This window comes from Paenarthrobacter sp. NPDC089675, assembly GCF_044749185.1.
Lineage (GTDB): Bacteria > Actinomycetota > Actinomycetes > Actinomycetales > Micrococcaceae > Arthrobacter.
This window is the reverse complement of sequence record NZ_JBIVHM010000001.1, coordinates 562,342-574,622: the sequence shown is the minus strand read 5'-3', so window position 1 is coordinate 574,622 and position 12,281 is coordinate 562,342. Positions and strand designations below refer to the sequence as shown.

10 protein-coding genes and 1 tRNA gene are annotated in these 12,281 nt (G+C 64.6%); 4 read left to right on the top strand and 7 right to left on the bottom strand.

Features of this window, described 5'->3' with window-relative positions:
• Positions 1-93: 93 nt before the first annotated feature.
• From ACIPY2_RS02705 to ACIPY2_RS02675, 7 genes are all read right to left on the bottom strand, one after another.
• Positions 94-165: transfer RNA gene (locus ACIPY2_RS02705), tRNA-Gln, on the bottom strand.
• Positions 166-301: 136 nt separating this feature from the next.
• The gene (locus tag ACIPY2_RS02700; protein WP_400264831.1) at positions 302-1,030 is read right to left on the bottom strand and encodes an HAD family hydrolase; all 729 of its coding nucleotides are present in this window, start codon (positions 1,028-1,030) and stop codon (positions 302-304) included.
• Between the two features lie 11 nt (positions 1,031-1,041).
• Positions 1,042-2,562, bottom strand: coding sequence for a glutamate--tRNA ligase (gene gltX, locus ACIPY2_RS02695; protein WP_400264830.1), 1,521 nt, complete (start codon positions 2,560-2,562; stop codon positions 1,042-1,044).
• 136 nt (positions 2,563-2,698) lie between these two features.
• Positions 2,699-3,475: a fumarylacetoacetate hydrolase family protein gene (locus tag ACIPY2_RS02690; protein ID WP_400264829.1), complete on the bottom strand. Its 777-nt coding sequence runs from the start codon at positions 3,473-3,475 to the stop codon at positions 2,699-2,701.
• 31 nt (positions 3,476-3,506) lie between these two features.
• Complete coding sequence (locus ACIPY2_RS02685) at positions 3,507-4,310, bottom strand: MBL fold metallo-hydrolase (RefSeq protein WP_400264828.1); 804 nt, start codon at positions 4,308-4,310, stop codon at positions 3,507-3,509.
• 234 nt (positions 4,311-4,544) lie between these two features.
• Complete coding sequence (locus tag ACIPY2_RS02680) at positions 4,545-5,657, bottom strand: branched-chain amino acid aminotransferase (RefSeq protein ID WP_400264827.1); 1,113 nt, start codon at positions 5,655-5,657, stop codon at positions 4,545-4,547.
• Between the two features lie 125 nt (positions 5,658-5,782).
• Positions 5,783-6,835 (bottom strand): 3-isopropylmalate dehydrogenase, encoded by a 1,053-nt coding sequence (locus ACIPY2_RS02675; protein ID WP_400264826.1) that lies wholly within the window; start codon positions 6,833-6,835, stop codon positions 5,783-5,785.
• Between the two features lie 121 nt (positions 6,836-6,956).
• On the opposite strand from ACIPY2_RS02675, the gene ACIPY2_RS02670 reads away from it, so the two are divergent.
• The 4 genes from ACIPY2_RS02670 to ACIPY2_RS02655 all read left to right on the top strand — a co-directional run bounded on the left by ACIPY2_RS02670 (position 6,957) and on the right by ACIPY2_RS02655 (position 12,218).
• Entirely contained in the window at positions 6,957-8,141 is a 1,185-nt protein-coding gene (locus ACIPY2_RS02670; RefSeq protein WP_400264825.1) for a sensor histidine kinase, read from the top strand.
• Between the two features lie 3 nt (positions 8,142-8,144).
• Positions 8,145-8,858, top strand: coding sequence for a response regulator (locus ACIPY2_RS02665; RefSeq protein ID WP_400264824.1), 714 nt, complete (start codon positions 8,145-8,147; stop codon positions 8,856-8,858).
• A gap of 103 nt (positions 8,859-8,961) precedes the next feature.
• Positions 8,962-9,756 (top strand): ABC transporter ATP-binding protein, encoded by a 795-nt coding sequence (locus ACIPY2_RS02660; RefSeq protein WP_400264823.1) that lies wholly within the window; start codon positions 8,962-8,964, stop codon positions 9,754-9,756.
• A gap of 2 nt (positions 9,757-9,758) precedes the next feature.
• A complete protein-coding gene (locus tag ACIPY2_RS02655) occupies positions 9,759-12,218 on the top strand; it encodes an ABC transporter permease (protein ID WP_400264822.1) in 2,460 nt (819 codons plus the stop codon).
• Positions 12,219-12,281: the final 63 nt, after the last annotated feature.

Here is a 12,281-nt window from a genome sequence, read left to right as displayed (position 1 = left end):
AATGAGTATTTCACACTTTCAACCTGTTTCCAAATTGCCTCAACAATTCGGATTCTCCGTATTCTTCAATGTTTTATCACTGAATTTCCAGAGCTGGGATACCAGGACTCGAACCTAGAATGACGGTACCAGAAACCGTAGTGTTGCCAATTACACCATATCCCAAAGTGACTTTCGGACCGGAGTTCCGTACCGCGGTTTCCCTTGGTTTTTCCCTCCGTGCCCCTCAGCACGAGTAATTACTCTACCCGAGACTTTTGACCTGCACAAATCGTCCAGGCGTTAGCTGCGTCACAGGTCATCACGCCGGCGCGGGAGCCTCCACAAGCAAGCTCGAAAGGGAGTCCACTTGGCGACCGGTAAAGCCTTCCGCTACTTCGCCGGTCCGGTTGAGCCAAACGCCCACCAGGCCGGCCGCCGTCGCACCGTCGGCGTCCAGGAGCCTGTTATCGCCCACGTAAAGCGTCTCCCCCGGCGTGGTTCGCAGCAGGCGAACGCCTTCCAGGTAGATAGCCGGGTCCGGCTTCGCCACGCCAACCGTGTCCGTGCCCACCAGGATCCGTATCCGCTCAAGGCCCGCGCCGTCCAGCTTTGCCCGCTGGTAGTCGTGGACATTGTTGCTGACCGCTCCATAGGGAACGCCGGCCGCATCGAGGGCGTCGAGAACCCCGGCGACGTCGGCAAAAGCGCGCACGTAGGCCGTTTGCCGCTGGTGGTACTCGGCCACCCAGGCCTGCGATTCCTCGCCATCAGCCAACTCCACTCCGAAGTGGCCCAGCGCTGCCCGTCCCCGCAGCAGGCGCTGTTCGTTGAAGGTCAGCTCACCGGCAAGGTAACGGTCGTAGAAATGGGTGGTTTCGCGCGTAAAAATACGCCCGAACTTCACCCACCCGGCCTGGTCCAGGCCGGGCAGGAGATGTTCACTGACATCACGCAAAGCCGTGGTCATGGCGTACTCAAGGTCCACCAGGGTGTCATCGATGTCAAAGAGCACACCGCGGATGGTGCCGAAGGAACTTGCAATCGCCATGCCGGTGCCCTTTAGCCGCGGAAAGCGCGCACGCGCGCCAGTGAGGAATCCTTGCCCAGGATCACCATGGACTCGAAAAGCGGCGGCGAAATGCGGCGGCCGGAGATGGCCGTACGCACAGGGCCGAAGGCAGCACGCGGCTTGATGCCGAGGTCTTCCACCAAGGCCTGCTTGAGTGCCGACTGGATGTTCTCCGCAGTCCACTCCTCGATGGGCTCCAGGGCGGCAAGGGCAGCGTCGAGGACTTCCTCCAGGTTTGCCGGAAGCCCCTTCAGGGCATCCTCGGCCACGTCGATTGCGTCATCGGCCTTGAAGAGGAAGGCCAGCATCTCCGGTGCTTCACCCAACAACGCGATGCGCTCCTGGACCAGCGGCGCCGCTTCGCGAAGGATCTCCTCCTGGCGCGGTGTCAGGATTTCGCCGACGAAACCTGCTGCGCGGAGGTACGGGACCAGCCGCTCCTCGAACACCTCGGGAGCAAGCATGCGGACGTGGGTACCGTTGATCGCCTCTGCTTTCTTCAGGTCGAAACGCGCCGGGTTGCCCAGGACATCGTGGATATCGAAGTTGGCCACCAACTGCTCCACCGTGAAGATGTCCTCATCCGCGCTCAAGGACCAGCCCAGCAGCGAAAGGTAGTTCAGGAGCCCCTCCGGGATGAAACCGCGTTCGCGGTGCAGGAAGAGGCTGGATTCCGGGTCACGCTTGGACAGCTTCTTGTTGCCCTGGCCCATGACATAGGGAAGGTGGCCGAATTCCGGCATGTATTCGGCTACCCCGATCGCGTACAGGGCGCGGTAAAGGGCGATCTGGCGTGGCGTGGAGCTCAGGAGGTCTTCGCCGCGCAGTACGTGCGTGATTCCCATGAGGGCATCGTCCACCGGGTTCACCAAGGTGTAGAGCGGCGCACCATTGGCACGGACCACCGCGAAGTCCGGAACCGAGCCGGCCTTGAACGTGATCTCGCCGCGCACCAGGTCCGTGAACGTGATGTCTTCATCCGGCATCCGCAGGCGCAGGACTGCCTCACGGCCCTCTGCCTTGAACTGGGCGAGCTGCTCCTCGGTCAGGTGGCGGTCGAAGCCGTCGTAGCCGAGCTTGGGATCGCGGCCGGCAGCCTTGTGGCGGGCTTCGATCTCGTCAGGAGTTGAGTAGGACTCATAGACGTGCCCCCCGGCCTTGAGCTTGGCGATGACATCCTGGTAGATGTCCCCGCGCTGCGACTGGCGGTACGGCTCATGCGGTCCGCCCACTTCCACGCCCTCGTCCCAGTCGATGCCCAGCCACTTGAGGGCATCGAGCAACTGGTGGTAGCTCTCCTCGCTGTCGCGGGCCGAGTCGGTGTCCTCGATCCGGAAGATCAGCTTGCCGCCGGTGTGCCGGGCGTAGGCCCAGTTGAAGAGGGCGGTGCGGATCAGGCCGACGTGTGGCGTGCCCGTTGGAGACGGGCAGAAACGGACGCGGACCGGGGTCTCGGCGTTGACGGCAGGGATGGCGCTGGAGGCAGCGTTCGACGCAGAAGCAGTAGTCATAGTGCTTCAACTTTACCGCGCGGCGCCCCTTCGTTTTCCCGCTGGAAGCGCACGACGCCGGCACTCGCCGTTCGTACAAAAGGGCGAGTGCCGGCGTCGTGCTTTGGACCTGACCGGATGCGACCTGGCGTCGGCGTTAGCGCCTTACGGCCTGGTTGGAGAGGCGTCCGATGCCTTCGACCTCCACTTCAATGCGGTCGCCTTCCGAGATCAGGCCCACGCCCGCGGGCGTTCCGGTCATGATGACGTCGCCCGGCAGCAGGGTGAAGGCGTGCGAAACGATCGAAACCAGTTCGCGCACGCCACGGATCATCTGCGTGGTGTTGCCGTCCTGCCGGAGTTCGCCATTGAGCCGGGCCTGGATGGCGACGTCGTCCGGGTCCAGTTCCGTTTCGATCCAGGGACCCAAGGGAGCCGAGGTGTCAAAACCCTTGGCGCGGGCCCACTGCAGATCGGTCTTCTGGACGTCGCGGGCAGTGAGGTCGTTGCCGCAGGTGTAGCCGAAGATCACGTCATCCGCGCGCTCCTCCGGCACGTCCTTGCAGATCCGGCCGATCACTACGCACAGTTCGGCCTCGAAAGAGATCTCCTCCGAGAATTCCGGCAAGACGATCGGATCGTTTGGCCCGATCACGGCAGTGTTTGGCTTGATGAAGAGCAGGGGGTACTGGGGAACCTCGTTACCCAGCTCGGCCGCGTGCTCGGCAAAGTTGCGGCCCACGCCGATCACCTTGCTGCGCGGAATGATCGGCGCCAGGAGCCTGACGTCCTCAAGCTTGTGCTTAACGTGGGTGGGTTCGACACCGTTGAAGAACGGGTCGCCGTTGATGACAGTGATTTCCTCACTGCCGGGCTCGCCGTCCACGACGCCGTAAAGGGGATCAGAATCAACTACAAACCGGGCGATACGCATGCGCCCAAGCCTACCGTCCGGCGAAGCGCTTTCAGCCGCGCAGGTAATCCAGTTGGGCTGCCACCGATGTCTCGGCCGCCCAGCGGACGGAAGGATCGACGTCGGCATAGACGACGTCGGTGACCTGGGCGATCGTGGCATGCTCCCCCACTAGGGCGAGTGCGGAACGGATCTGCTCGAGGCGCTGCTCCCGGTGCTCCCGGTATTCACGGCACTTGGCATCAAGCGCAGGGAGCACCGGGCCATGTGCCGGGAGGAGGGCTGCCGCGCCCAGGGCCTCGAGCCGGTCCAAGCTCGCCAAGTAGTCCCCCAGCCGGCCGTCAGGATAATCGAGGACAGTCGTGCCGCGGCCCAGGATGGTGTCCCCCGTCAGGACGGAACCCTTCGGGCCGTCCTCCGGAAGGTGGAAGCACAGCGAGTCAGAGGTGTGGCCCGGCGTTGCCAGGACCCGGATCTCTACCCCGCCAGCGTGGATCACCTCGTTGTCCGTGAGCGGCTCTCCCCCATGGCAGTATTCGGCCAAGGCCGCACGGACAGGGGCGCCGGTCAACTCATGGAACCGCGCCGATGCCTCCGTGTGGTCGGCGTGCCGGTGGGTTATCAGGACGACGTCGACCTTGCCGGACGCAGCCAGTGCGGCGAGATGCGGACCGTCTTCCGGCCCTGGATCGACGATTGCGACATGTTGTGAGCCCGGAGCGCCGATGACATAGGAGTTGGTGCCGTCAAGGCTCATGGGCCCCGGGTTGGGGGCAAGCCTGAAGCGCGTCAGCTCGCTGCTGCGCTGGAGTGGGCTATCGGACCGGTCGGGGCCGCTTGGCTGGTGGGAAGTCACCAGACCATCTTTGCACCCAAGCGTTCCTCTCTCACATCCCACCCCACCTATCCGATCCCTCTCGCACATCCGGTTGGCGAGCGGGAGAGGAACCGTCGAAACCCGACGGGAAGTGAGAGAGGAACCGTCGAAACCCGACGGGAAGTGAGAGAGGAACCGGGGGACGACGGCGGCCCCCCCTGGTGACTGGAGTCACCGGGGGCGGGGGCCGTCGTCGGGTTGGAACAGCGGTGGCTAGACCAGGCGGGTCAGCCAGCCGTGGCGGTCCTCGACCGTGCCGGTCTGGATGCCAAGGAGTTGCTCGCGGATGGCCATGGTGGTTTCGCCGGCCTTGGCATCCTCGGAGCCGATGAACTCCGTCGCGTCCTTCAGGACACCGATCGGGGTGATCACGGCGGCGGTGCCGCAAGCGAAGACCTCGGTGATTTCGCCGGAAGCAACACCGTCACGCCATTCGTCCAGCGTGATCTTGCGCTCGGAAACTTCACGGCCCATGTCCTTGGCCACCTGGATGACCGACGAACGGGTGACGCCTTCCAGGATGGTCCCGCTGAGTGCCGGGGTAGCGAGCGAACCGTCCTTGAACACGAAGAACACGTTCATGCCGCCGAGTTCCTCAACGGCGTCGTCATTGAAGTGGTCCAGGAAGAGAACCTGCTTGCAGCCGTTGGCTTCGGCTTCCTGCTGCGCGATCAGTGATGCCGCGTAGTTTCCACCGCACTTGGCGGCTCCGGTTCCTCCGCGGCCGGCGCGGGCGTACTCGCGGGAGATCCAGATGGACACCGGTTTGAGTTCGCCACCGAAGTAGTTGCCCGCAGGGGACGCGATCACCCGGAAGGACACTTCACGGGCAGCACGCACGCCGAGGAATGCTTCCGTGGCGATCATGAAGGGACGCAGGTACAGCGCTTCGCCGTCGCCGGAAGGAACCCATTCCTGGTCCGCCTGGACCAATTCGCGGATAGCGCCCAGGAAGTATTCCTCGGGCAGTTCCGGCAGGGCCAGGCGGCGGGCCGACTTGTTGAGGCGGGCGGCGTTGGCTTCCGGACGGAAGGTCCACACCGAACCGTCGGCGTGGCGGTAGGCCTTCAGGCCCTCGAAGATTTCCTGGCCGTAGTGAAGCACCGCGGCCGAAGGGTCCAGGGAGATGGGTCCGTACGGTTCAATGCGCGCGTTCTGCCATCCGCCCTTGCCTTCGGCGTCGACCTTGTAGTCGACGACGGCGGTGTGGTCGGTGAAGTAGTCGCCAAATCCCGGGTTCGCCAGGATGGCTGCACGCTCCTCAACAGACTTCGGGTTGGCCGAAAGCTGCTGGCTGAATTCGACGCCATGGGCAGTCTGAGTCATGTTTCCTCCACAGTCAGCTACCTGGCAGTGCGAACCGCGGATTCCCCTGAAATAGGGGTGGGTTCAGCGATGGACCAAGGAAGCAGGTAAATAATTCAAGACAAGCTTACGCCTGAGTATTGGGCCTAAAGTGCGGCCGCAATGGCGTCACCGATTGCAGCGGTGCTGCGCGGTTCGCCGGTGCGGCTTTCGACGTCGGCAATTACTGCCGCTTCGATCTTGCGGGCCGCCGAGGTGTAGCCAAGGTGGTCCAGCAACAGCACTGCAGACAGGATCGCAGCAGTGGGGTCCGCCTTCTGCTGGCCTGCGATGTCCGGCGCGGAGCCATGGACGGGTTCGAACATGGACGGTGAGGTGCGGTCCATGTTGATGTTTCCTGATGCGGCCAGGCCGATCCCGCCGGTCACGGCAGCAGCGAGGTCGGTCAGGATGTCGCCGAACAGGTTGTCGGTGACGATGACATCGAAGCGGGACGGGTCCGTGACCAGGAAGATCGTGGCCGCGTCGATGTGCAGGTAGTCGTGGGTGACCTCGGGAAATTCCTTGGCCACCGCTTCGACCGTGCGCTTCCACAAGTGCCCGGCAAAGACCAGGACGTTGTGCTTGTGCACCAGGGTGACGTGCTTCCGGGGACGCTCGTTGGCCCGTCGGAAGGCATCGCGGACGACGCGCTCCACACCGTGGGCGGTGTTGAGGGAGACCTCCGTGGCAACTTCGTGGGGGGTTCCACCGCGCAAGGTGCCGCCGTTGCCCACGTACGGCCCCTCGGTTCCTTCGCGGACCACGATGAAGTCGATCTCCCCCGGATTGGCCAAGGGGCTGCCGACGGTTCCGTAGAGTCGGGACGGGCGCAGGTTGACGTAGTGGTCCAGGCTGAAGCGGAGCTTGAGGAGCATTTCGCGTTCGATGATTCCGGAAGGGATCCGGGTATCGCCGGGGGCGGCGCCAACGGCACCGAAGAGAATGGCATCGCGGGTGCGCAGGTCCTCAAGGACCTCGTCCGGTAGGGTCTCGCCGGTCTCAAGCCAGTGCTGCGCGCCAAGCTTGTAGTGGGTCTGCTCAAGGGTGACACCTTCGGCGGCGACAGCCTTTTCGAGGACCTTGACAGCTTCGGCAATGACCTCGGGGCCAATGCCGTCACCGGGGATGACAGCGAGATTGATGGACGATGCGCTCATATGACCATCTAGCCGCAGAATCCACATGCTGGTCAAAATCGTCTCACTTGTTGAACACTCGCCGAGAATCTCCAACCACGGCATGATGTCCGTGGCCCGACCGGCACCATAGAGTCTTAGCGTGGATAGAAGGCACGCGCTCTACGAATGGTTCCGGATCAACCGCTTCAAGGTGGATCTGGCGGCAACCATCATCCTGCTGCTCCTCTTCGGGCCTGTGTACCTGCTCGCCGGAAGGCCGTTCCTCTTTTTCCTCTCGTGCGGCCTGCTTTTGCCCCTCGCCTGGCGACGGACGCGGCCCGTGGCGGCGGCCGGCGTCGTGGTTTTGGTCTGCCTTGTCCAGTGGGCGGCAGGAGCCGAACCAGTAGCCGGCCAAATTGCCGTACCGCTCATCATCTATGCGACGGCGGCCTACGGACCTGCCTGGGCGAGTCGAACCGTATTGCTGCTCGGGCTCCTCGGCGGGGTCATGCTTACCACGCGGGAGTACTCCGGTTCTGCGGAATCCGGGATTCTTGGCCTCACTATCGGCGCCCTTTATACAGTCCTCATCTGGATGCTGGTTTTGGTCAGCTGGACGCTGGGCGATCTCACCCGGGTGAGGCGGCTCCAGCTCCGGGCCCTCGAAGACCGGACCCGACGCCTGGAAATCGAGCAGCAGCAGGAGCGGCAGCTGGCGGCCGCCGACGAACGCTCGCACATCGCCCGCGAGATGCACGACATCGTGGCCCATTCCCTATCCGTCATCATCACCCAGGCCGACGGTGCCCGGTACGCTGCGGCCACCAAGCCCGAGCTCGCTATCGAGACCCTCGCCACCATCGCCGCAACGGGCCGCGACTCGCTCAGCGAAATGCGAAGGCTGCTGGGAGTGCTGCGCTCTGACGATGACTCCTCTACCCGGCCTCAACCACGGTTGTCCGACCTGGACGAACTCCTCCTCGGATTCCGGGCCGCAAGCCTGCAGCTTTCTTTCGAACAGCGGGGAACGCCGCGCCGGGCCCTCCCAGCCGGGGCGGAACTGACCGCGTACCGCACTATCCAGGAAGCCCTCACCAACGTCATCAAGCATGGCGGGCCCAAGGCCACTGCACGCGTGGTGCTGTCATGGCAAAGCCGCGGACTGCAACTGGACATCGCCGACGACGGGCGCGGTGCTGCCGCGGACCCTCCGGCTGCCGAAGGGGGCAACGGGCTAAGGGGCATGGCTGAACGCATTTCCCTCTACGATGGTTCCTTGTCCGCGGGCCCCGAACAGGGTGGCGGATTCCTTGTGTCCGCATTCATTCCCTATTCGGAGGCCTGAACCATGCCGGAAGCACACCAACCCATCAGGGTTGCCCTCGTCGACGACCAACAACTGGTCCGCTCGGGCTTCGGCATGCTCATCAACTCCCAGCCCGATCTTGAGGTAGTGGCTGAAGCAGGGAACGGCATAGAGGCAGTGCAGGCCCTCAGCGCCACCACTGCCGACGTGGTCCTGATGGATGTCCGCATGCCGGGCATGGACGGCATCGAGGCTACCCGGCGGATCCTGGAGCAGGCCGCGGCCCAGCCACCCGGGTCCCAACGTGCCGAGATCAAGATCGTGGTCCTGACCACTTTCGATCTCGACGAATATGCCCTGGCAGCCATCCGCGCGGGCGCGAGCGGCTTCCTGCTCAAGGATGCCCCTCCCGAGGAGCTTCTTGAGGCGATCCGCACCGTCTACCGCGGCGACGCAGTCATAGCACCCTCCACCACACGCCGCCTGCTGGACCACGTGGCTCCTTTGCTCCGGGAACCCACGGCAGAGCGGAGCGAGCACGCAGCCGCCGTGGAATCCCTCACGGCCCGTGAGCACGAGGTCTTCCTCCTGATCGCCCAGGGCCGTTCCAACCCCGAGATAGCTGCCGGACTGTTCCTCTCCGAGGCAACGGTCAAGACACACGTCGGGCACATCCTCGCCAAGCTGGGTGCACGTGACCGCGTGCAGATTGTGGTAATCGCCTATGAAACCGGAGCGGTTTCGCCGGGGATGTAATCCTCCCGGCGCCTGACGGTCAGACCCAGGTATGACTCCGCAGCCGACGGAATGGGCCTCCGGGGCGATCCACTGCCCTGCCCCCGGAAAATAGCGTGGAAGCATGACAACTTTCACGTCCGCCCCTCACCCATCTATTCCGGAACGGCCGATCCACACAGCGGCCGCCCAGGGACCTGCCGCCGTCGAGGCCTTTGCCCTGACCAAGCGCTACGGCCGGGCCGATACCGGCGTCACGGCACTGGACAACGTGTCGGTCCGATTCGACGCCGGGAAGTTCACCGCCATCATGGGACCGTCCGGCTCGGGCAAGTCCACGCTCATGCACTGCCTGGCCGGACTGGACACGGCGGACAGTGGGCGGATCCTGCTCGGGGGCACCGAACTTACCGGACTCAACGACCGTGAATTGACGGCACTGAGGCGCGAACGGATCGGCTTCGTGTTCCAGGCCTTCAACCTGGTGCCCACGCTGACGGCGGAGCAAAACATCACCCTTCCGCTGGCCCTGGCCGGAACAGCGCCCGACGCCGGATGGCTGGCGACGGTGGTCAACACCCTTGGGTTGAAGGACAGATTGAAGCACCGCCCCCACGAGTTGTCCGGTGGCCAGCAGCAGCGCGTTGCCGTTGCCCGTGCCCTGTTGACGCGCCCCGACGTCGTGTTCGGTGACGAGCCCACGGGCAACCTGGATTCGAAAGCCGGCGGCGAAGTCCTCGCCCTGTTGCGCCGGAGCAGCCAGGAAATGGGGCAGAGCATCATTATGGTGACCCATGATCCAGTGGCCGCAAGCTACGCGGACCGGGTGGTGCTGATGAGCGATGGTGGCCTCGTGGGCGAGATCCACCAGCCCACGGCCGAGGCTGTGCTGGCTGCCCTTGGCAAGCTGGGAGCCTAAGCATGCTGCGCGTCGCCTGGTCCCAACTAACCACCCATTACCGCCGTTTCGTGGCAATCGGCCTGGCCGTGATGCTGTCCGTCATGTTCCTGTCCGCCACGCTCATGGTCGGTGCTAGCACCAATGCCTCGCTGGGTGCGAGCATCGGCGAGGCCTATCGCCATGCCGACCTCGTTGCCACGTCCAGGAACGGGGAGCCTTTCAGCCAGGCAGCCGTGGATGCTGCCGCTTCTTCGCCCGCCGTGGAGGAGAGTTATCCGGAGCGTTCCACGTATGTGACCTTCGCGGCCGGGGGCGGCGAACAGCATGGTCGCCTGCGGAACACCGCACCCGCTGCGCTGGAAAGCGCCGTCTTGTCCTCGGGTTCGATGCCCGCCAATCCCTATGATGCCGTCATCGACATCAAGACGGCCAAGCATCTGGGCCTCACTCCCGGCAGCACGCTTGAGCTGCACGGTGGCGGGCCGGTCAAGAACGCCAAAGTGACCATCTCCGGCCTGGTGCAATCCACCAACGATCCCTTCTCCGCTTCCGCCGCCCAAATTATCGCCGGCACGGCGGTACTCAATGCGGTACAGGACAGTGGAGCCGGCTACAGCGGAATGCAGTTCACGCTCAAGCCCGGCGAAGACACAGCGGCCGCCAAGGACTACATCGCGCGCCGGATGGAGGCCGCTGGAGCCGACACACCCGTGCTGGAAACGGCACAGGAAAAGGTCACCTCCACCGTTGCGATGCTGAGCGCCGGCCAGGACCAGCTGACCATCGTCCTGCTTGCCTTCGCGGGCGTCGCCGTCCTCGTGTCAACACTGGTTGTGGCAAACACGTTCTCCGTCCTCATCGCACAGCGCACCAGGGAACTTGCCTTGCTGCGTTGCCTGGGGGCAGGCCGATCACAAATCAGGGCTTCGGTGATGGTCGAGGCGCTCGTTGTGGGACTGGCAGCTTCAGCGCTCGGTGTTGTGGCAGCCATCGGGCTCATGTCGGGGCTTGTCGCCTGGGCCAGGACCCAACCCGAACAGTCGTTCGCCACGCTGGCTGTGCCGCCGTCGGCCATCATCGCCGGGCTGCTGGCCGGAACGTTGCTGACCGTCGTCGCGGCGTTGGTGCCCGCAAAGGCGGCCACCGCCGTCGCTCCCCTCGCGGCCCTCCGCCCCGCGGACGAAGCGACCGTCAAGAACCGACGCGGAAAGGTCCGCCTCGCGTTGGGCGTGGCGGCCCTGCTCGGCGGAACGGCTTTGCTGGTCTTCGGCAGCGTCAAGGTGTCCCTGCCGGTGGCGTTGCTGGGTGGGGCTGTGTCCTTCGTCGGCATCCTGCTCTGTTCCACCCTCTTCATCCCCACGGTGGTAGCTTGGGCCGGGCGCCTGGCTGCGCCCGCGGGGGTGCCCGGAATGCTCGCGGCCGTCAACGCCACGCGTAACCCGGCCCGGACCTCGGCGACTGCTGCGGCACTCTTGATCGGTGTCACCTTGGTTTCCCTGATGATGACCGGAGCTTCCACGGCACGCCAGGCCTTCAACAGCACGCTCTCGGAAACCTACCCCATAGACCTGGCGACGCAAACGGACGGTCCCGGCGTCACGGACGCCGTAAGCCGCCTCGCGTCCTTGGACGGTGTGAGCGCTGCAGTGCTGCTGCAACCCGTCGGCCGGCTCGCCGATTCAGCCACGCCCGACGGCGGCGGCACCGTCTACGCAATCGACGGAACGGAAGCGTCCTCCGTGCTGCGGGACGCCAAGCTGCAACCGGCTGCGGGAATGGTCTACCTTCCGGAGGATTCGACACCGGGCAAGGCGAACATCACCACAACCGCAGGTACCACCTCGCTCGATGCCAAGGTCCTGAGGACCCGGCACGTGCCGCCCTTCGTGGAGAAATCCGCCATCCCCGGCGGGGCTTTGGCCGGGGCACCCTCCATGGTTTGGGTGAAGTTGGACGACTCGGTATCCGGCGAGCAGGTGCAGGCACTGCAGAAGGAAGTCGCGTCAATCCTGGGAGTGCCGGAGCGCACGGTGAGCGGCTCGGCCATTGAGCGGGCCACGTTCAACAGCATCATCGACGTCCTGCTCCTGGTGGTGACAGGCTTGCTCGGGATCGCTGTGGTCATCGCTCTGATCGGCGTGGCCAACACCCTGTCCCTGTCCGTCATGGAACGGACACGCGAAAACTCGCTCCTCCGGGCCTTGGGTCTGACCACGGGGCAACTCCGCGGGATGCTCGCGATCGAGGCCGTGCTGGTCGCCGGAGTGGCGGCTCTCCTCGGCTCCGGGATGGGTATTGTCTACGGCTGGCTCGGCGCCCAGGCGACGCTGGGCGGCATGGCCGACGTCGTTCCGTCGGTTCCGTGGCTCCAACTTGCGGCTGTGTTCGGTGTTGCCGTGGTGGCCGGGTTGCTGGCGTCGGTGCTCCCGGCCCGACGCGCGGCTCGGTTGTCACCCGTGGAGGGCCTCGCTACCGCCTGACGCTCTCTCACCTAACACCCCTTAAACCGAAACGCTCTCTCACCTTCCCCGGTTTGACCGGAA

What these genes read in the sequence shown, in the direction of transcription:
- ACIPY2_RS02700 (WP_400264831.1), bottom strand. Translation starts at nt 1,030, where the DNA reads ATGGCGATTGCAAGTTCCTTCGGCACCATCCGCGGTGTGCTCTTTGAC.
- gltX (WP_400264830.1), bottom strand. Translation starts at nt 2,562, where the DNA reads ATGACTACTGCTTCTGCGTCGAACGCTGCCTCCAGCGCCATCCCTGCC.
- ACIPY2_RS02690 (WP_400264829.1), bottom strand. Translation starts at nt 3,475, where the DNA reads ATGCGTATCGCCCGGTTTGTAGTTGATTCTGATCCCCTTTACGGCGTC.
- ACIPY2_RS02680 (WP_400264827.1), bottom strand. Translation starts at nt 5,657, where the DNA reads ATGACTCAGACTGCCCATGGCGTCGAATTCAGCCAGCAGCTTTCGGCC.
- ACIPY2_RS02675 (WP_400264826.1), bottom strand. Translation starts at nt 6,835, where the DNA reads ATGAGCGCATCGTCCATCAATCTCGCTGTCATCCCCGGTGACGGCATT.
- ACIPY2_RS02665 (WP_400264824.1), top strand. Translation starts at nt 8,145, where the DNA reads ATGCCGGAAGCACACCAACCCATCAGGGTTGCCCTCGTCGACGACCAA.
- ACIPY2_RS02660 (WP_400264823.1), top strand. Translation starts at nt 8,962, where the DNA reads ATGACAACTTTCACGTCCGCCCCTCACCCATCTATTCCGGAACGGCCG.
- ACIPY2_RS02655 (WP_400264822.1), top strand. Translation starts at nt 9,759, where the DNA reads ATGCTGCGCGTCGCCTGGTCCCAACTAACCACCCATTACCGCCGTTTC.